At 40.6% G+C, this 20,340-nt stretch carries 14 protein-coding genes and 1 tRNA gene; 6 read left to right on the top strand and 9 right to left on the bottom strand.

Translation table 11 applies throughout. From position 1 onward, the window contains the following. Positions 1-5 precede the first annotated feature (5 nt). The 3 genes from oppB to Xkoz_RS05190 all read right to left on the bottom strand — a co-directional run bounded on the left by oppB (position 6) and on the right by Xkoz_RS05190 (position 4,414). Entirely contained in the window at positions 6-926 is a 921-nt protein-coding gene (oppB, locus tag Xkoz_RS05200) for an oligopeptide ABC transporter permease OppB (RefSeq protein ID WP_099141161.1), read from the bottom strand. An 81-nt stretch (positions 927-1,007) separates the two neighbouring features. Then, positions 1,008-2,651 carry an oligopeptide ABC transporter substrate-binding protein OppA gene (gene oppA / locus Xkoz_RS05195; protein WP_099141160.1) on the bottom strand — a complete coding sequence of 548 codons (1,644 nt, stop codon included), beginning with the start codon at positions 2,649-2,651 and terminating at the stop codon, positions 1,008-1,010. A 122-nt stretch (positions 2,652-2,773) separates the two neighbouring features. Then, a complete protein-coding gene (locus Xkoz_RS05190; RefSeq protein WP_099141159.1) occupies positions 2,774-4,414 on the bottom strand; it encodes an ABC transporter substrate-binding protein in 1,641 nt (546 codons plus the stop codon). 1,084 nt (positions 4,415-5,498) lie between these two features. Here Xkoz_RS05190 and adhE point away from each other — a divergent pair. Continuing rightward, a complete protein-coding gene (adhE, locus tag Xkoz_RS05180; protein WP_099141157.1) occupies positions 5,499-8,165 on the top strand; it encodes a bifunctional acetaldehyde-CoA/alcohol dehydrogenase in 2,667 nt (888 codons plus the stop codon). Positions 8,166-8,294: 129 nt separating this feature from the next. Here the strand turns inward: adhE and Xkoz_RS05175 are convergent, their stop codons facing one another. Next, on the bottom strand, positions 8,295-8,891 hold the full coding sequence (locus Xkoz_RS05175; RefSeq protein WP_099141156.1) for a thymidine kinase: 597 nt from the start codon (positions 8,889-8,891) through the stop codon (positions 8,295-8,297). A gap of 647 nt (positions 8,892-9,538) precedes the next feature. On the opposite strand from Xkoz_RS05175, the gene Xkoz_RS05170 reads away from it, so the two are divergent. Further along, positions 9,539-9,940, top strand: coding sequence for an H-NS family histone-like protein (locus Xkoz_RS05170; RefSeq protein WP_099141155.1), 402 nt, complete (start codon positions 9,539-9,541; stop codon positions 9,938-9,940). Between the two features lie 234 nt (positions 9,941-10,174). On the opposite strand, the gene Xkoz_RS05165 is transcribed toward Xkoz_RS05170, so the two are convergent. The 3 genes from Xkoz_RS05165 to galU are packed head-to-tail and all read right to left on the bottom strand — an operon-like array spanning position 10,175 to position 13,479. After that, positions 10,175-11,185 (bottom strand): NAD-dependent epimerase, encoded by a 1,011-nt coding sequence (locus Xkoz_RS05165; RefSeq protein WP_099141154.1) that lies wholly within the window; start codon positions 11,183-11,185, stop codon positions 10,175-10,177. A gap of 8 nt (positions 11,186-11,193) precedes the next feature. Next, positions 11,194-12,537, bottom strand: coding sequence for a UDP-glucose dehydrogenase family protein (locus tag Xkoz_RS05160; protein WP_099141153.1), 1,344 nt, complete (start codon positions 12,535-12,537; stop codon positions 11,194-11,196). A gap of 24 nt (positions 12,538-12,561) precedes the next feature. Further along, the gene (galU, locus tag Xkoz_RS05155; RefSeq protein ID WP_099141152.1) at positions 12,562-13,479 is read right to left on the bottom strand and encodes a UTP--glucose-1-phosphate uridylyltransferase GalU; all 918 of its coding nucleotides are present in this window, start codon (positions 13,477-13,479) and stop codon (positions 12,562-12,564) included. A gap of 339 nt (positions 13,480-13,818) precedes the next feature. Between galU and Xkoz_RS05150 the strand changes: the two genes are divergently transcribed. From Xkoz_RS05150 to Xkoz_RS05140, 3 genes are all read left to right on the top strand, one after another. Then, positions 13,819-14,280 carry a YchJ family protein gene (locus Xkoz_RS05150; protein WP_208615207.1) on the top strand — a complete coding sequence of 154 codons (462 nt, stop codon included), beginning with the start codon at positions 13,819-13,821 and terminating at the stop codon, positions 14,278-14,280. A gap of 64 nt (positions 14,281-14,344) precedes the next feature. Further along, positions 14,345-15,193, top strand: a complete 849-nt coding sequence (purU, locus tag Xkoz_RS05145; protein WP_099141150.1) for a formyltetrahydrofolate deformylase — start codon at positions 14,345-14,347, stop codon at positions 15,191-15,193. A gap of 237 nt (positions 15,194-15,430) precedes the next feature. Next, a tRNA-Tyr gene (locus Xkoz_RS05140) sits at positions 15,431-15,515 on the top strand. A 500-nt stretch (positions 15,516-16,015) separates the two neighbouring features. On the opposite strand, the gene Xkoz_RS05130 is transcribed toward Xkoz_RS05140, so the two are convergent. After that, positions 16,016-16,879 (bottom strand): helix-turn-helix domain-containing protein, encoded by an 864-nt coding sequence (locus Xkoz_RS05130; protein WP_099141148.1) that lies wholly within the window; start codon positions 16,877-16,879, stop codon positions 16,016-16,018. A gap of 652 nt (positions 16,880-17,531) precedes the next feature. Here Xkoz_RS05130 and xthA point away from each other — a divergent pair. Beyond that, positions 17,532-18,338 carry an exodeoxyribonuclease III gene (gene xthA, locus Xkoz_RS05125; protein WP_099141147.1) on the top strand — a complete coding sequence of 269 codons (807 nt, stop codon included), beginning with the start codon at positions 17,532-17,534 and terminating at the stop codon, positions 18,336-18,338. Positions 18,339-18,393: 55 nt separating this feature from the next. On the opposite strand, the gene Xkoz_RS05120 is transcribed toward xthA, so the two are convergent. Further along, a complete protein-coding gene (locus tag Xkoz_RS05120; protein ID WP_099141146.1) occupies positions 18,394-20,340 on the bottom strand; it encodes a DNA topoisomerase III in 1,947 nt (648 codons plus the stop codon).

Here is a 20,340-nt window from a genome sequence, read left to right as displayed (position 1 = left end):
CAATTTTAGTAACGAATTTTTGGATCAATGACGGCATACAGTACGTCGACGATAGCATTAAACATGATGGTCAAACTCCCCACCAAAATCGTCAAACTCAGTACCAACGAGTAATCACGGTTTAATGCGCCATTGACAAACAATTGCCCCAAACCCGGTAAACCGAAAATCGTTTCGATAACCATTGAACCTGTAATAATGCCGACAAATGCAGGCCCCATATAAGAGATAACGGGTAATAAAGCAGGTTTTAACGCATGACGGAATATAATCGCTCGCAATGGCAAACCCTTAGCCCGTGCTGTACGAATAAAGTTAGAATGCAGGACTTCTATCATGGAACCGCGGGTAATACGGGATATACTGGCAATATAAGAGAGGGAAAGTGCAACCATGGGCAACAACATATATTTAGGCGCCCCGCCATTCCAGCCTCCTCCTGGCAGCCATTTGAGTATAATGGCAAAGATTAAAACTAATAAGGGGGCGACGACAAAACTGGGGATCACGACGCCTGTCATGGCAAACCCCATGACCGTGTAATCCCATTTTGTATTTTGATTCAAAGCCGCAATCACTCCGGCACTGATACCCAATATCACCGCCATGATAAAGGCAGCAAATCCCAATTTAGCAGAAACAGGCAACGCTTCTGCAACCAGATCATTGACACTGTAATCTTTATATTTGAATGAAGGGCCAAAATCCCCTTTGGAGAGTTGAATCAAGTAATTGAAATATTGCTTATAAATAGGATCATTCAGATGATATTTCGCTTCAATATTTGCCATAACTTCTGGCGGTAGCTTCCTTTCCCCTGTAAATGGGCTACCCGGCGCAAGCCGCATCATAAAAAACGAAATAGTAATAAGTATGAAAAGTGTCGGGATCGCCTCTAAGCAGCGACGTAAAATAAATTTTAGCATTGCCCGTTCCTACTGTTTGGCCAAACCGTGGCTTTTAATTATTTAATAAGCCGGTGACCCTATTGGATCACCGACTAACTCCTAATGTTTTATTATGTATAGATCTTTGGTGTGGAGGTTATTTAATGGATCTTTACCGGTATAACCGCCTACATAAGGTTTCACTAAACGGGTACTCGCATAGTAAAAGAGAGGAACTATCGCTGAATCTTTATCCAATAAGGCGTTAGCCTTGGCATAAACCTCTGCACGCTCTTCATCAGTTTTGACTTGCAGGGATTGTGTCATCAAGGTATCAAATGCTTTGTTCTTATAATGAGACGTGTTATTGCTGCTATTGGATAACATCGTGTTCAGGAAACTGGACGCTTCGTTATAGTCTGCACACCACCCAGCACGGGCTACGTCATAATTCCCTTGATGGCGGGAATCAAGATACGTTTTCCATTCTTGGTTTTCGAGAACAACCTCAATACCAATATTCTTTTTCCAGATGGATGCAGCGGCAATGGCCAATTTTTTATGCAGATCAGAGGTGTTATATAATAGATTAATTTTCAAAGGGTTATCTTTGGTGAAGCCCGCTTCTGCCAAAAGTTTTTTCGCTTCTTCATTACGCTGTTGCTGGTTGAGCTTGGCATACCAGTCTGGTTTTTCATCTTTAAAATCAGCAATATAGGGTGGGGTATAACCATAACTAGGGGTGTCACCCTGATTTTTGATCTTATTAGTGATAATATCGCGATCCAGGCCCAATTTTAGTGCGGTACGCACACGAGGATCATTAAAGGGGGGTTTCTGGTTATTAATTTCATAATAATAAGTACATAAATACGGATCTATGTGCAATTGTTCGGGAATGTCTTTTTTTAGTTTTTGGAATAGTTCGACCGGCAAGTTGGTATAAGTCATCTCGATTTCGCCAGCGCGATAGCGATTAACATCCGTGACCTCAGATGAAATAGGCAAGAAAGTCACCTGGTTAATAACCGTGTTTTTGTTATCCCAATACGTTGGACTGCGTTCAAGAACAATGCGCTCGTTAATGACCCAACTTTTCAGTTTGTAAGCACCATTACCGACAAAATTCTGGGGTTGCGTCCATTTCTCACCATATTTTTCTATTGTTGCACGATGGACGGGAGATGTTGTTGGGTGAACAAATAATTTGACTAAATAAGGAACGGCTTCACTAAGCGTTAATTGCAAGGTATGGTCGTCTAATGCCTTAACTCCCAGTGTTTCCGGCTTCTTTTTACCTTTAATGATATCGTCAACATTGAGAAGGTGAGCATATTCAAGGTAACTTGCATAAGGGGATGCGGTATTTGGATCGGATATACGGCGCCAACTGTAAACAAAATCCTGTGCAGTGACAGGGTCACCATTGGACCATTTTGCGTCCTTACGCAGATGGAATGTCCAAACGGTAAAATCCTTATTTTCCCAGCTTTCTGCCACTCCCGGTATAATTTTACCGTCAGGGTCATTGATCACCAGAGTTTCAAACAGATCACGGGAAAGATTAGATTCCGGTACACCTTCGATTTTATGCGGATCCAACGATTGTGGTTCAGAGCTATTGTTGCGGACTAAAACCTGATTCGCAGCGTCTGCAAGTTGCACACCCGCAGGCACTTGCACTGCAAAGGCCTGTCCTCCTATCATCATGCCTAGCGCTACTGTAATGCCAATAGCCAGTTTTCTCTTTGTTGTGTTTATCATCTTGTTTTCTCCAATTGATATCATTTGACCTGTTAAAGTCATATCCACGCATGGGGATGGTTATTATCCGCATCCAAAAGGAACTATTTTGTTTACGGCAAAACAATATCTTGTGACGATGATTAGTTATTCATCTTTTTAATATACAAATTCTTGAGATCGACATAATCCAGGGGATCTTTTCCCGTCATTCCCCCCACCGTCGGCCGAATGAGGCGCACACTGACGCGGTAATAAACCGGTATCAGCCCGGAATCTCTATCAAGCTGGGCTTCGGCTTGCTGGTAAAATGCCTTACGCGTAGCGTCATCTTTGGCAGTCAAAGCCTGCTTAAGGAAGTTATCAAATACCTCACTTTGATAAAAACCGGTATTGTTACTGCTGGTTGACAGCAATATATTCAGGAAAGAAGAAGGTTCGTTATAATCGCCACACCATGTTGCTCTCGCGACATCATAGTTACCCTGATGACGGTTCTGGAGGGACGTTTTCCACTCCTGATTTTGTAAGGTGACTTTTGCGCCAATATTTTTCTGCCACATGGACGCCGCAGCAATGGCTTGTTGTTTGTTTTGGTCTGATGTGTTGTACAACAAGGTAAACTTAAGGGGATTATTGGCATTAAAACCGGCTTCTTTCAGCAATTCCCTCGCGCGTTGATTACGTTGCTCCTGTGTCCAACTTGCCCATTCAGGATTAATGGTCAAGCCCTCGCCAATATAAGTCGGCGTGAATCCATATGCCGAAATTTGCCCCTGGGCCATAATTTTTTCAGTGATGATATCGCGATCAAGACTCAATTTTATGGCTTCACGCACCCGGTTATCTTTAAAGAGTGGCTTCTGGTTATTAATTTCGTAGTAAAACGTGCACAGATAAGGGGAAATTTGCAATTGTTCAGGAATATCCCGCTTTATTTTTTTGTATAACTCAGGCGGGATGGCATTGTCAGTAATATCGATTTCCCCGCTACGGTAGCGATTGATGCTACTGACTTCTGAGACAATAGGCAGGAAAGTGCCTTTTTCAATGATGGTTTCCTTATCGTTCCAATACTGGGGATTACGCATTAAAACAATTCGCTCATTGACTACCCAATCTTTCAATGTATAAGCGCCATTGCCAACATAATGTTCTGGCAATGTCCATTTATTTCCCCATTTTTCAATCACATCTTGCCTGACGGGTTTCATCGCTATATGGCTCAACATGTCGACCAGATAAGGAACGGGTTGGCTCAGGGTTACCTGGAAACGGTGATCATCTAACGCCTTAACACCCAGTTGTTCCGGTGATTTTATTCCTTTCAGGATATCGTCAACATTCTGAATATAAGCATATTGCAAGTAACTGGTATAAGGCGATCCGGTTTTTGGATCAGCGAGGCGACGCCAACTGTAAACAAAATCCTGTGCAGTCACAGGCTTACCATCACTCCATTTGGCGTCGTTACGTAAATAGAACGTCCATACTTTATACCCTTCGTTTTCCCATCTTTCTGCTACGCCAGGTACGGTTTCACCATTTGGCCCAGTCGTTACCAGCCCTTCCAGCAGATTACGAATAATGATAGTTTCTGGCGCACCTTCAACTTTATGAGGGTCTAATGAAGTGACTTCAACACCATTATTAACGGTTATTTCTTGCTTTTCAGCTAGCGTAACGCCTGCGGGAACGATTGCAGCAATGCCTTGTGCCACAGGAAAAGAGAATAAAACGACACTCGAAATCAACTGACCTAACTTTGATAGTTTTTTCCTCATTTTTCACTCCATGTTATAAACAGTAAATGAATCGTTTTTAATCTACTAACTCAAATAATTTACTTATCACGTTAACAAAGGGTCATTAATCTAATAAAAAACTCTGTTGGCATAATAATTGTTATTTGATTTTTATAATAAATTTATTAAAGCATTAAGATTATTTGTTGCCCCTGCATACAATACATTTACGAAACTAATGTAAGATAGTGATAATAATGGTTTTTATTCAATTATCTCCAGGCAATATTTATGGAATATTATCAAAAGAGAAAATAAACATTATTTTAACAAAATGCAATCACCACAGAGTAAAAGTCCACCTTCATCACAAAACAATGATGAAATCACTGGTTAGGTAAAATGATGAAAAACAAAATGGTGTGGAAAATTACAGTATTATTTTTAGAAGATCGAAGACTAAAAAGGAATAAAATATGAACAATAGTTCCAAGAAAATTAGACGGAAATACATGTTATCAACCCATTGCCTTTTAACTGATCATTTATTAGTTAATTTTTGGTTGGTTTGCTCTCCGTTTGAGTATGAAGTTTCACCTTATTGCATTAATCATTTAAATAACTAAAGTATCTTCGCTATATCACTGTCACCCAGAGGAAAAATTCTTTCCCCTAATAACAATAAGCTCAGTGATTTTAATATCCTATAATTGAAGTCATCATCTAAGCCCACTCCCAGCCAATCAATAGCAAGCTATCTATAAATAATATAACAAACACAACGTTAATAAATTGTACTTTCAAAGTTAAAACCCCAATTAAACCCCCTTAAATAACAACTCATACCCATCGTCTCGAAAACAAAAGCTGAATTGAGTCAGCTTAATGTTTTCATGATCTAAATCACAATATGGCCGCCTGTAAATGGTAAGCTGTATCCAACGTAGAATTTCAAGGAAAAGAACTATTCCTACATTAATCATTTTGTTAAGCAATTTTTTAAGGTGATTAACAATATTCACGATTAAATCCAAAACGATTAATCTCAAAATATTATTTAACAATTTAATAATTTCTCGGCTGATTGCCCTAAAGAATTTAACATTTATCAGGAGTAATTTTTATGGCTGTAACTCACCTCGCAGAACTCAATGAATTAGTTGCCCGCGTAAAAAAAGCCCAGCATGAATTTGCTAATTTTTCTCAGGGGCAAGTTGACCGAATTTTCCGAGCTGCCGCCCTTGCTGCTGCTGATGCCCGTATTCCACTGGCAAAATTGGCCGTATCTGAATCTGGCATGGGGATCGTGGAAGATAAAGTAATCAAAAACCACTTTGCCTCAGAATATATTTATAACGCCTATAAAGATGATAAAACCTGCGGTATCTTATCCGAAGACAATACATTCGGGACGATGACTATTGCTGAGCCTATTGGCTTGATTTGCGGTATTGTTCCAACAACGAACCCGACATCTACTGCCATTTTCAAAGCACTTATCAGCCTGAAAACCCGTAATGGTATTATTTTTTCCCCTCATCCGCGCGCCAAAAAAGCGACCAACAAAGCGGCCGAAATCGTCTTAAAGGCAGCAGTTGCAGCCGGCGCACCAAAGAATATCATTGGCTGGATAGATGAACCTTCCGTTGAACTATCAAATGCCTTAATGCATCACCCTGATATTAACCTGATCTTGGCAACCGGTGGCCCAGGCATGGTAAAAGCCGCCTACAGTTCTGGCAAACCCGCAATTGGTGTTGGTGCTGGCAATACTCCGGTCGTGATTGATGAATCAGCAGATATCAAACGTGCCGTTGCATCTATCCTGATGTCTAAAACGTTTGATAATGGTGTGATCTGTGCCTCAGAGCAATCTGTCATCGTTGTTGATGCTGTTTATGAGCAAGTACGTGAGCGTTTTTCAACTCACGGTGGACACCTTCTCCAGGGAAAAGAGCTCAAAGCCGTTCAAGATATTATCTTGAAAAACGGTAATTTAAATGCAGAAATTGTGGGTCAGCCGGCAACAAAAATTGCTGAAATGGCCGGTATTAATGTTCCTGAAAACACTAAAATTCTTATCGGTGAAGTCACTCTGGCAGATGAAACAGAACCTTTTGCCCATGAAAAACTATCACCACTGCTTGCCATGTACCGAGGCAAAAACTTTGAAGATGCCGTCGAAAAAGCCGAGAAACTGGTTGAAATGGGGGGTATTGGGCATACGTCATGTCTTTACACCGAACAAGATAATCAGGCTGAGCGTATTAAATACTTCGGCAACAAAATGAAAACCGCACGTATTTTAATCAACACACCGGCATCTCAAGGTGGTATCGGAGACTTGTACAACTTTAAGCTGGCTCCTTCCCTGACACTGGGTTGTGGTTCTTGGGGAGGCAACTCTATTTCTGAAAATGTTGGGCCAAAACACCTGATCAATACGAAAACCGTCGCCAAAAGAGCCGAAAATATGTTATGGCATAAACTTCCAAAATCAATCTATTTCCGCCGTGGTTCTCTGCCCATTGCATTGGAAGAAGTCGCTACTGATGGTTCTAAACGCGCCTTTATTGTGACAGACCGTTTCTTATTCAATAACGGCTATGCCGATCAGGTTATTGATGTCTTGAAATCGCATGGCATTGAAACAAAAGTGTTCTTTGAAGTCGAAGCCGATCCGACATTAAGCATTGTCCGCAAAGGCGCTGAACAGATGCATCTGTTTAAACCTGATGTCATCATTGCCCTTGGCGGTGGCTCTCCTATGGATGCAGCTAAAATTATGTGGGTAATGTATGAGCATCCCGAAACACATTTTGAGGAACTGGCTTTACGCTTTATGGATATCCGTAAACGTATTTATAAGTTCCCGAAAATGGGCGTAAAAGCTAAATTGGTTGCCATTACCACCACGTCAGGTACAGGTTCAGAAGTCACGCCTTTCGCGGTTGTTACCGATGATCTAACCGGGCAGAAATATCCTTTGGCAGACTATGCATTGACCCCTGATATGGCGATTGTTGACGCAAACCTGGTTATGGATATGCCAAAATCGCTATGTGCCTTTGGTGGCCTGGATGCGGTAACCCATGCATTGGAAGCCTATGTTTCTGTCCTAGCCAATGAGTATTCTGATGGGCAAGCACTGCAAGCATTAAAACTACTGAAAGATTATCTGCCTGTCAGCTACCACGAAGGGGCAAAAAACCCGGTTGCCCGCGAACGTGTTCATAATGCAGCAACTATAGCCGGTATTGCCTTTGCTAATGCATTCCTGGGAGTGTGTCACTCTATGGCTCACAAACTTGGCTCTGAGTTTCATATCCCACACGGTTTAGCTAATGCGCTATTAATCTGTAATGTGATCCGCTACAACGCCAATGACAATCCCACAAAACAGACGGCCTTCAGCCAATATGACCGTCCACAGGCACGACGCCGCTATGCAGAAATTGCAGACCATTTAGGATTAACCGCATCAGGTGATCGTACGGCCACCAAAATTGAAAAACTATTGGCTTGGTTAGAAGAAATGAAATCCCAGCTAGACATTCCAGCTTCAATTCGCGAAATAGGTGTGCAAGAAGCTGACTTTCTGGCAAAAATCGACAAGTTAGCAGAAGACGCATTTGATGACCAATGTACCGGTGCAAACCCACGCTATCCATTAATTTCTGAGTTGAAACAACTGCTGCTAGATTCTTTTTATGGCCGTGAATTCACCGAACAGGGTAAAAAACTGCAGGAGGCAATAAAATCAAATAGAAAAAATAATAAGAAAGAATAATAAATGATAGGCTGATGGATGTCACTTAAAAGGCGTTAGGGCAACCCAACGCCTTTTCAATATTTTATTTTCTAGCCTATCTAACCTATATCGTTTTAGGTTTTTCGATCATAATTAACTGGCAGCGAATTAAACCTTTTTGGCCTTAGCTTCATGAATAACATCAGTATAATGCCTACGGCACACAGAGACGTATTTTTCATTACCACCAATATCAACCTGAGCACCATCGTAAACAACATTGCCATCGCTGCCAAAACGAAGCACACGGCTGGCTTTTCTCCCGCAATGACAAATTGTTTTCAGCTCCACCAACTTATCTGACCACGCCAGGAGATATTCACTACCGCTGAATAATTCACCTTGAAAATCTGTCCTTAAACCATAACAAAGGACAGGGATATCGTCATAATCTACAATTTCACACAGTTGCTCGACCTGCTCTTTCGTTAAGAATTGGCATTCATCAATCAAAACACAATGGACTTTTTCTACCTCATTTTCCCTTCTGATAAGCTCAGCAATATTTGTTTTTAGTGAAAACAACAAAGCCTCAGTGGATAAACCAATACGGGAACTGACCTTTCCTTTACCAAATCGGGTATCGATTTCTGCTGTAAAGATCAGTGTTCTCATTCCCCTTTCGTTATAGTTATAGGAAGACTGCAATAAGGAAGTCGATTTCCCTGCGTTCATGGCAGAATAATAAAAATAAAGCTGGGCCATTGGCCTGTTCATCCTCTTAATCAAATTTAATCAGGCGATATAACGACGTCAGTTTACCACAAACTCTGGTTAAGATTATCCTTGTTATTGTCAATAATGGGGTAGCAGAAACAAATTAGAATGAGTAAGAAAAGATTATTTTCATGATAATCATCACATTTGCGCATATAAAATCAGCACCACAAGGACTTACTGCACGCCAAATGAACAAAATTAACATCAAAAGAAAATAGTTAATTTCACCCCCCACTCTTTGAATATTAATAATCATAGTGGTTTACTTTTGCTCAATTTCCTCACTATGATCATAACTAATGGATTACCCATAAAAAACTTTCATTCCATACTTACTTCTTCAACTTATTTTCAACAAAACAGTTAACGTTTCTTACGGATTGACTATAAATTAGTTTTATATCCCATGATTTACCCCTTACTAAACTTTACAGTAATCCCTCTTCATGCTTATTGAAAAATGGTAAACCCAATAGCAGGATTAAAACACAATATATCGATTACCTAAAAAATTGCATTTTAAAATGACATGTTTTAGCCTGAGAAAGTAAATTCACTATTGCAGAAAATAAAATAGCATTCTATTATTATCCCTACATCAGCTATCATCATTATAATTTGAGACCAGGACAATGAGCGAAAATTTAAAATCCTTAAATAACATCCGTACCTTGCGCGCGCAAGCAAGAGAATGTGAACTTAGCACTTTAGAAGAAATGCTGGAAAAACTGACGACTGTTGTTGAAGAACGTCGTGAAGAAGATAACCAGGTTCGTGTGCAATTAGAAGAGCGTACACGTAAACTTCAAGAATATCGTGAAATGCTGGAAAAAGACGGTATTGAATTAAGCGATTTAGTAGACGCTTTAAGTGGTAAATCTACTGGTAAATCTAAACGTGCTGCACGTCCAGCTAAATATTCATACGTTGATGACGGTGAAACTAAAACCTGGACTGGCCAAGGCCGTACCCCCGCTGTAATCAAAAAAGCAATTGAAGAAGAAGGCAAAAACCTGGAAGATTTCCTGATCTAATCAGTTGCTTTATAGACCTGATGACAAAAATACCCTATCAAGGGTATTTTTGTTTTATGATTAATATAACTAGGTTAATTACGAGCTGATGTAGAAACACAGAAAGCGATATTAACGGCTAAATTGCCTTCATATTCTTGATGTGACAAAAAACAATTTAACACCAACTTAGTTTTTTATTAACATAAACTTATAAAAAAAGGAGCTCTTCGCTCCTTTTTTCTGTTTCCATTGTTACAGTTTCTGGTAAAAGCCTAAATACCAATCAGTAAATCGCTTTACGCCTTCCCTGACTGACGTGTTAGGAGAAAAGCCAATTTTATTGTAAAGCGCGTTTGAATCTGCACAGGTTGATAATACATCGCCATCTTGAATTTCCATAAAGTTTTTCTTTGCCTCAATCCCTAATGAAGTTTCAATGGCTTCAATAAAATCCCCCAGTTTTATCGGTTGCCCATTACCGATATTGTAAACTCGATATGGTGCAGAGCTGGCAGATATCTGTCCATTTTCAACCGCCCAATCTTTATTGGAAACAGGAATGATATCTTGCAATCTGATTATAGATTCGACAATGTCATCAATATATGTGAAATCCCTCACCATATTGCCATGATTATAAACATCAATTTGCTTACCTTCTAACATCGCTTTAGTGAACTTAAATAAAGCCATATCAGGACGCCCCCATGGACCATATACGGTAAAAAATCTCAATCCTGTCGTGGGCAGTTGGTAAAGATGAGAATAACTGTGAGACATTAATTCATCAGCTTTTTTCGTTGCTGCATATAAAGAGACTGGATGGTCAACCGAGTCATCAGTAGAAAAAGGTTGCTTTTTATTTAAACCATAAACTGAACTGGAAGAGGCATATAATAGATGTTCTACACAATGATGGCGGCAACCTTCAAGAATATTGATATGACCAATAATATTGGCATCAATATATGCCATAGGGTTTTCTATTGAATAACGCACCCCTGGTTGAGCACCTAAATGGATCACGCGCTGAAATTGATGTTTAGCGAACAACGCTGAGATTGCAACCCTGTCAGCCAGATCTAATTTTTCAAATCTGAAATTTGAATAAGGGAGTAATAAATTTAGTCTCGCCTGTTTCAAATTAACATCATAATAATCGTTGAGGTTATCAATGCCGATAACCTCATACCCCATATTCAATAACCGCTGACTAACATGAAAACCTATAAAACCAGCAGAACCTGTAACTAAAAATTTCATATATTAACTCAAATGACTGGTTTGATTGAGGCGCCGCGGCCAATACCATAATAAGTAAAACCACGGGATTGCAGGCGTTCAGGATCATAAAGATTGCGTCCATCAAAAATCACCGGCGTTTTTAATGCATCCTTTATCGCATCAAAATCAGGTGCTCTGAAGTTTTGCCATTCTGTGCAGATAATCAAAGCATCGGCATCTTTTAATGCCGCTTCTTTTGTTCCCATTAAAGAGAGATCATCACGCTGCCCATAAAGACGCTGAGCTTCTTGCATAGCTTCAGGATCATACGCCTGAACTTTGGCACCACATTCCCATAACGTTTCCATCAAGACACGGCTTGATGCCTCACGCATATCGTCCGTATTTGGTTTAAATGACAATCCCCAAACAGCAAATGTCCTGCCTGATAAGTCATGACCAAAATGCTGTTTTACAAAAGTAGGCAATTTACTTTTCTGTGTCTCGTTAACCCGCTCCACTGCCTGAAGAATTTTTGGCACATATCCTATTTGTTCAGAAGTCCGGATCAATGCCTGAACATCTTTAGGGAAACATGAACCGCCATATCCACATCCAGGGTAAATAAAGTGATATCCGATGCGCGAGTCGGAACCAATTCCTTGGCGCACATTTTCAATGTCAGCTCCCAACATTTCAGCCAAGTTAGCCATTTCATTCATGAAACTGATTTTTGTTGCCAACATGCAGTTAGCTGCGTATTTAGTCAATTCAGCACTGCGAATATCCATAACTATCATACGATCATGATTACGATTAAATGGCTCATACAGCTCACGCATGACCTCAACCACATTATCATTATCACAACCAATAATAATACGTTCAGGCCGCATACAGTCAGTAATCGCAGCCCCTTCCTTTAAAAACTCAGGATTGGAAACGACATCAAATGGAAGTGCTATATTGCGCTCTGCCAATGTTGCTTGCATCACAACCCTGACCTTATCCGCCGTACCTACTGGAACCGTTGATTTGTCAACGACAACTTTGTAACCATCCATATTTTCTGCAATGGTTCTGGCTACGGCAGTGACATATTTAAGATCAGCAGAGCCATCTTCATCGGGAGGTGTGCCTACTGCAATAAACTGTAATTTGCCATGAGCAATGCCGGCTTTGGCATCCGTTGTAAAATTTAACCGTCCTTCAGCATGATTTTTCTTTACCAAGGGTGTCAAGCCCGGCTCAAAAATAGGAATTTGGCCATTTTTCAGGTTCTCAACTTTCTTTGCATCAACATCGACACAAAGCACATCATGCCCCACTTCAGCAAACACGGTTGCTTGCACTAAGCCTACGTAGCCAATACCAAATACAGTAACTTTCATATCACACCTTAAAGTACGAGTAGATTATTTTTCAATCTGATTTTGCAAGGTCATGATCCAATCCGTGAATGATTTGCCCAATTCCTGGTGTTTCATGCCATATTCAACAAAGGCTTGCATATAGCCCAATTTATTACCACAATCATGACTACGGCCCTGTAAGTGATAAGCCTCAACAGGTTCTTTTTCCATCAACATAGCAATGGCATCGGTCAGTTGTATTTCATCTCCTGCCCCTGGCGCAGTTTTTGCTAATAATGGCCAGATTTTTTCGGATAATACATAACGGCCAACAATAGAAAGATTCGAGGGTGCTTCTTCTGGTTTGGGTTTTTCAACAACACGGGCAATAGGTTTACTATCCCCTGGCTGTAAATTTTCCCCCAGACAATCAACTATGCCATAATCCGAAACACTTTCTGCAGGAACAGGTTCAACCAGAATTTGGCTTGCACCACTGCGGTTAAAGCGTGATAACATTTCACTCAAATTATATTTTGTTAAGTCAGTGCTGTACTCATCCAAAATAACATCAGGCAAAATAACAGCAAACGGCTCATCACCAATAAGGGGTTTAGCACATAACACGGCATGCCCCAATCCTTTTGCAATTCCCTGACGGGTTTGCATGATCGTCACATGTTTTGGACAGATGGACTGTACCTCGTCCAATAATTGGCGCTTGACTCTTTTTTCAAGGATCGCTTCCAACTCAAAGCTGGTATCAAAATGGTTTTCTATTGAGTTCTTGGATGAATGGGTGACCAAAATGATTTCATTAATGCCTGCTTTGATACATTCATTGACCACATACTGAATAAGCGGTTTATCCACCAGAGGGAGCATTTCTTTTGGAATAGCTTTAGTGGCTGGCAACATCCGAGTTCCCAAACCAGCGACAGGTATAACTGCTTTTTTGATCTTTTTATTTATGACTGACATTAAATCGTCTCCTACTGCCGTGTTTTCACTGGAAAATTCCTTTACAGCGTAAACAGTGGCATTAACTCTCAGAAAAAATCGTATGTATGAAGAAAATTGCACTCGCAAAAAATAATGCGCACGAGTATACCAGTTAATTCGACCAGATATACAGTGTGCTGGCTTTTAGTCATATTTAAGCCTACTCAACAGACGCTAATTTACCCCATAGTTAGCAATAAGCGGCAAGACAGGTGATTTGCCAACGCCTTACCAAACATTGCGGCCTTTGCCGATATTCGGGTATCATCATTCGGTGATATTAACAGCAACCACTTTCTTTAAATAACTGGAGCTATTTTGACAAAAATGTGTCCCTGCGGCAGTGGCTCATCTTTCGACCTTTGCTGTGGCCCCTATCTTAAAAACCATCACCCAGCCCCAACTGCTGAATCCTTGATGCGTTCCAGATACAGCGCTTACGTTACACAAAATTCCGACTATCTTATCGCTACCTGGCACCCAGATTGTCAGGCTGAAAATTGGCAGGCAGAAATAGAACAAAGTTTTGCTGGTGTACAATGGCTGGGATTAAATGTTCTCGAAACTCATCAGGGGAAACATAATAATGAAGCCTATGTTGAATTTTCAGCTTGCTTTATTGAACAAGGAAAGCAAGATAAGCAATTGGTTCATGAACGTTCACGTTTTTTGTGCGTTGACCAACGTTGGTTTTATATAGATGGAATTCGTCCTGAAATAGGTCGAAATAGCCTTTGTCCGTGTGGTTCAGGCAAAAAATATAAGAAGTGCTGTGGCTAACAGCATCTAAATTATCAAACATAACAATTCACACAGTGAAGAATATTTGAGGTTCTCGTAATCCATGCAACACGCAAATGTACAAAAAAAAATCTTGCGTACAATTTGTCCTGATTCCAAGGGATTAATCGCAAAAATCACAAACATTTGTTACAAACATCAATTAAACATCGTTCAAAATAATGAGTTTGTTGATCATCGTACCGGACGATTTTTTATGCGTACCGAGCTGGAAGGTATTTTTAATGATGAAACTCTTCTGGCCGATTTGGATGACGCCCTGCCTGTAGGCTCAAACCGTGAACTCAATACGGCAGGTCGACGTCGTATCGTTATCATGGTGACCAAAGAAGCACATTGCATTGGCGATATCTTAGTCAAAAGCGTCTATGGGGGGCTGGACGTCGAAATTGCTGCCGTCATCGGCAACCATACTATCCTGCAAAAATTGGTTGAACAGTTTGATATTCCATTCCATTACATCAGTCATGAGGGTTTAACCCGCGAACAACATGACGAAGCATTGATGGCCCAGATTGATCAATATAAGCCGGACTATGTTGTACTTGCGAAATATATGCGAGTTTTAACGCCCGCATTTGTTCAGCATTACCCGAATCAAATAATCAACATCCACCACTCATTCTTGCCCGCATTCATCGGTGCTCGTCCTTATCACCAGGCTTATGAGCGTGGTGTGAAAATTATTGGCGCGACGGCCCATTACGTAAATGACAATTTGGATGAAGGGCCAATTATCACTCAAGATGTCATCAATGTGGATCACACCTACACAGCAGAAGAGATGATGCGGGCAGGACGGGATGTTGAGAAAAATGTGCTAAGCCAAGCATTATACTGGGTATTTTCTCAACGCGTCTTTGTATATGGAAACCGTACCGTTATTCTTTAATAAAGAATATTACTTTTTGATAAAAAATAAAGTGTTGTCGCTATTGCTGATTGATGAAAACTCAACCTGTGATGCAAATACTTTCCATTGGTGACATTACCAGATAGGTTGCAATTCGACCATCAAGATCAAAAAGACAGCATTCGATACTCTATTTTCGATTATCTACTTTACAGCGGCGGCTTATTTGATATTATGCCGTCCGCTGCTAACGACAGCGCACAATTCAACAAATTTGGTGGGGTTCCCGAGCGGCCAAAGGGAGCAGACTGTAAATCTGCCGTCACAGACTTCGAAGGTTCGAATCCTTCCCCCACCACCATCAAAGTTTCACCTTCCATGACTTCCAAATTCAAAACTAAATATATTAGTCGTTAATAAAAAACACACTATAATCAAGTACAATGTATCGATTTGGGAAGTGTTAGCCCATTCAGCTAACAACCTAAATTGGAATATAACAGAATGGTTGTGGGCAGGACATAGTATCCTGTTCAGTGGAATAATGAGTGGTTTCGTACCCACACAAGCCAAAGGTGAGGAGCGAAATGACGTATCATTCTTCCTCACCACTATCAAAAATCTATTGCAAGCGCTAATGCATTATAAAAATCAGCAAATAGTTATTCTATTGCTTACATCAATCGTTGAACTCATCGCTAATCTGTTAAGAACATCTATTAAAAGCCGGCTTGAAGTAAAACGGAGCAACAAAGCACTTTAGATTAACAATTGAGTCGATGTTTTCAAAATTAATGCATTTGGGCAAATACCCATAGCGGAGCAGGAAAATCTGGTGGTTCGCCCCGCCCATAAAGCCAGTTATTCCATGTCACTGACGGAGTCGATAAAACGATTTAACACGCTTGAATGAGATTTTGATTTGTAGACATAACACTGATTAATTGCATCAGGCCGTGATATTGGAATGAAGCCTAGGCTTTCTCCCTCTTCCAATGCACCGGAGTGAGAATCTGTAATAAAAATATAATCAGGTGATTGAATAAAATTGAGACAACATTCTATACTATCCATCTGTCGAATATTAACTTTTTCTCCGTTTTTGATCATTTCCTCTTCCAAACTCTTTATCAAATTGCCTTTATAAAGCACGGGATCACATAACCACGTTCTCTTTTTCAGCAATTGAGTAAAGTCACCATTCATTTCATCCAATAACTCTTTACGGCAACAGATCCCCAAATTTTGGCCATCAATTTTCCGTACCAGACTGAATCGATCACTAAGTACTTTTTCCGAACTCAAAATGATTGTATTGCCCTCATAGTCAACTATTTCATCGATGTTATCATAACTGAAGCGTAATATATTAACTTGAGCATTATTTCTGTCCGCTGCTTTGTAAAGCGAAATCAGATGCCTTTTCTTACCCCAATCATGGTATATATTCACAACATTACAAATACTCCCGCTGATGTGTTTCTTTGTAATTTCTTTCTCTTTCAAATAGAGTTCTTTCAGGTCATTATATAACTCCACTCCGTCTTTGGTCAGAATCATCCCAAACTTCTCCCTTTTGAATAAGCGCTTTCCTAACGTCGCTTCAAAGTCTTTAATTGATTTAGCGACTGGGGGAGTAGTACGGTTCATCACTCTTGCCGCCTTGCTTAAAGAACCCATTTCCACCACCGCCATGAATGCTTCTAATTTACGAGAAAAAAACATAATTCACCGTTCCTATGTAACTTGTGGCTAAAATAATTTCCTTGAAATGGCCTTCTCATCAGGTAACCGCTAAATCAAGCTTGATATTATGAAGGTACAATTTTGTACAATAAAAATAAGTATTTTTCAAATGACATTTATATAAAATGCCAGTCCCTGATGCAATAATGCGGTTTAGATGAACTATATTAGTCATCTATGTCATGATGAATATTCCACCGTGATTGTAAGCCATTATTAAATATAAATCTGGCCTACACATTCAAATTTCTATCAGAGATTGATTAACTCTTCTACTTTTTCATTAATTATTTTTTGTAACGCATAACATAAAATAAATTTCAAGGGTAAAAACCCTCACGGGAAATTATAATATCAAATGTTGAATATAACATATTATAATTAGTAAATTATTATATATTCATTAATTTACTAATTATTGATTTGGTGTCTTTTTATTATTTAAAAATCGATTCGACACTCTAAATTTTGGCTAACGAGAGTATTATATTCAATATAGTATTACATATAAGAGTAAAATAGCGAGTTATCATGGTGGTTAGATGAAATTTATTATTTAATAAATGGTTACATCCTTATTTGTATCTGTTAATATTAAGAATAAGCAGATTCTATAGGTGATTATAACAACATGAAATTTATATCATTCAATATAAATGGGTTAAGAGCACGCCAACATCAACTCGCTGCCATTGTTGAACAACACCAACCCGATGTTATCGGATTACAAGAAATAAAAGTCCATGATGAAATGTTCCCGCTGGAAGAAGTCAACAAGCTGGGTTATCACGTCTTTTATCATGGTCAAAAAGCACACTACGGTGTCGCCCTGTTAACCCGTCAACAACCAATAGATATCCGTAAAGGTTTTCCTACTGATGACGATGATGCACAACGCCGCATTATCATGGCCGATATCGAAACACCTTTGGGTTTACTGACTGTCATCAATGGCTATTTTCCCCAAGGGGAGAGCCGTGATCATCCAACTAAATTTCCTGCAAAAGAAAAGTTTTATCAAGATCTACTCTCTTATCTGGAAACCAACCATTCTCCAGAGTCTCACATTCTGATTATGGGAGACATGAATATCAGCCCAACCGATCTCGATATTGGTATCGGAGAAAACAACCAGAAACGCTGGTTAAAGACGGGGAAATGCTCTTTTTTGCCAGAAGAACGAGAGTGGATGGCGCGCCTGAAAAATTGGGGTTTCATTGATACATTCCGGGCACAATACCCTGAAGTTAATGACCAATTTTCATGGTTCGACTATCGTTCAAAGGGTTTTGATGATAATCGGGGGCTGCGCATTGATTTGCTGCTTGCCAGCCATCCATTAGCTGAAAAATGCGTTTCTTCGGGTATCGATTATGCTATCCGCAGCATGGAAAAACCGTCTGATCATGCCCCTGTTTGGACAGAATTTAAAATATAAGCCGCGATCATGAAACACAGCACCACCCATTATGGTGCTGTGTCAGCATTTCAGGTTATCCCTGCTTAGCTTGATCTTTCTTTGCCCTCCCCTTACCGGATTTTATCTGCTTTCCTTTCCCCTTTTTAGTATTAACAGGAACGGGAGGTAAATCCCTAAAAGCCTTCAAATTACGATGCTGTTTTGCCTGCCAGATCAATTGCTGTAACGTTTCCTGAAGAGGTAACATAAAATCCTGATAGCGGAATTGCTTTTCGCTGATTTGCGTCAGCCGGGATTCCCAATGTGCGGTCATATCGGGTAATACGGCCATATCCGGCAATACATGGATCAACGCCCTGCCTGCCGGCGTGGCATGGATATAACGTCCTTTTTTGTACAGGAAGTCCCGCTTGAACAGCAATTCAATGATCCCCGCTCTGGTCGCTTCCGTACCTAAGCCATCGGTTGCACGAAGCACCTTTTTCAACGCTTTATCCTGCACAAATCGAGCGATACCCGTCATGGCAGACAATAACGTAGCATCAGTGAAAGGCCGTGGAGGCTGTGTCTGCCTTTCCACCACTTCGCCTTTCTCACATAATAACTCATCGCCTTTAGCAACCACGGGCAATGGTGTACCTTCATTTTCTTCATCCCGTTCCTTATTGCCAAGCAGGGTTCTCCAACCGGCTTCTGCCAGAAAACGCGCCTTAGCAATAAATTTCCCTCCTGCAATATCAAGTTCAATCGTGCACTTTCGGAATATTGCATCAGGGAAAAACTGCATCAGGTATTGGCGGGCAATCAAGCCATAAATATGGCTTTCATTTTCTGTTAATTTGACTTGGCTACTACGTGCAGTGGGAACAATGGCATGGTGAGCGTCAACCTTCTTATCATCCCAACAACGGTTTTTTTGCTCTATATCCAAAGCATCCTGCGGAAGCAAATGGGTGGCATGAACCGAAATGGCATTCAAGACCGCATGACGCCCCGCAAAGTGTTCTTCCGGCAAGTAACGGCAGTCAGAGCGTGGGTAGGTAATTAACTTATGGGTTTCATAAAGCCGCTGGCAAATATCAAGGATATCCTGAGCACTCAAGCCAAAACGTCTGGCCGCTTCAATCTGCAAGGATGAAAGGGAAAACGGTAATGGCGCCGTTTCTGGTTCACGCTTATCCTGATAGGCAGAGACATTGGCAGGCTGTCCGGTAATACGCGCAACAACATGTTCAGCTAATGGCCGGTGAATGATTCTCCCTTCTTCATCCTGAAAATCAATGCAAGATTCACTGGGTTGCCATAACGCGGTAAATCGTTCTTCATTAGGTGTAACAATGTGCGCTTTAACTTCAAAGAAGTCTTTCGGTACGAAATTTTCGATCTCTTCATCGCGGCGCACAACCAAACCTAAAACTGGCGTTTGGACACGCCCAACCGATAATACCCCCTGATACCCGGCATTTTTGCCCAACAAAGTGTAAGCGCGGGTCATATTGATGCCATAAAGCCAATCCGCCCTGGCTCTGGCAAGTGCAGAAACACACAGAGGGATAAACTCCCGATTGCTTCTTAGCCGTTCAATCGCTTTTGCCACTGCCTGAGGGTTAAGGTCATTAATGAGGCATCGCTGAACATTGTGCTTTTTTCCGCTATCCAGATTTAAAAAATCCAGCACTTCATCCACCAGCAATTGACCTTCACGATCAGGGTCACCGGCATGGACGATTTCCTCGGCCCTCTCCAACAGAGATTTAATGGTATTAAGCTGTTTGGCCACGTCTGCCCGTGGTTTTAACTGCCATTTTTCAGGAATGATTGGTAAATCAGCCAATACCCAACGCCCATAACGACTATCGTAAGCATCGGGTTCAGCCTGTTCCAAAAGATGACCAACACACCAGGTTACAAACTGGTTACTACCGCATTCAATGAACCCATCCCCACGTCGATGTGGTTTCGGTAAAACCTCTGCGATAGCTCTCGCGAGACTGGGTTTTTCTGCAATAAAAAGACGCAT

Origin of the sequence: Xenorhabdus kozodoii (assembly GCF_002632875.1) — a bacterium.
Lineage (GTDB): Bacteria > Pseudomonadota > Gammaproteobacteria > Enterobacterales > Enterobacteriaceae > Xenorhabdus > Xenorhabdus kozodoii.
This window is presented reverse-complemented; position numbering and strand designations above follow the sequence as displayed.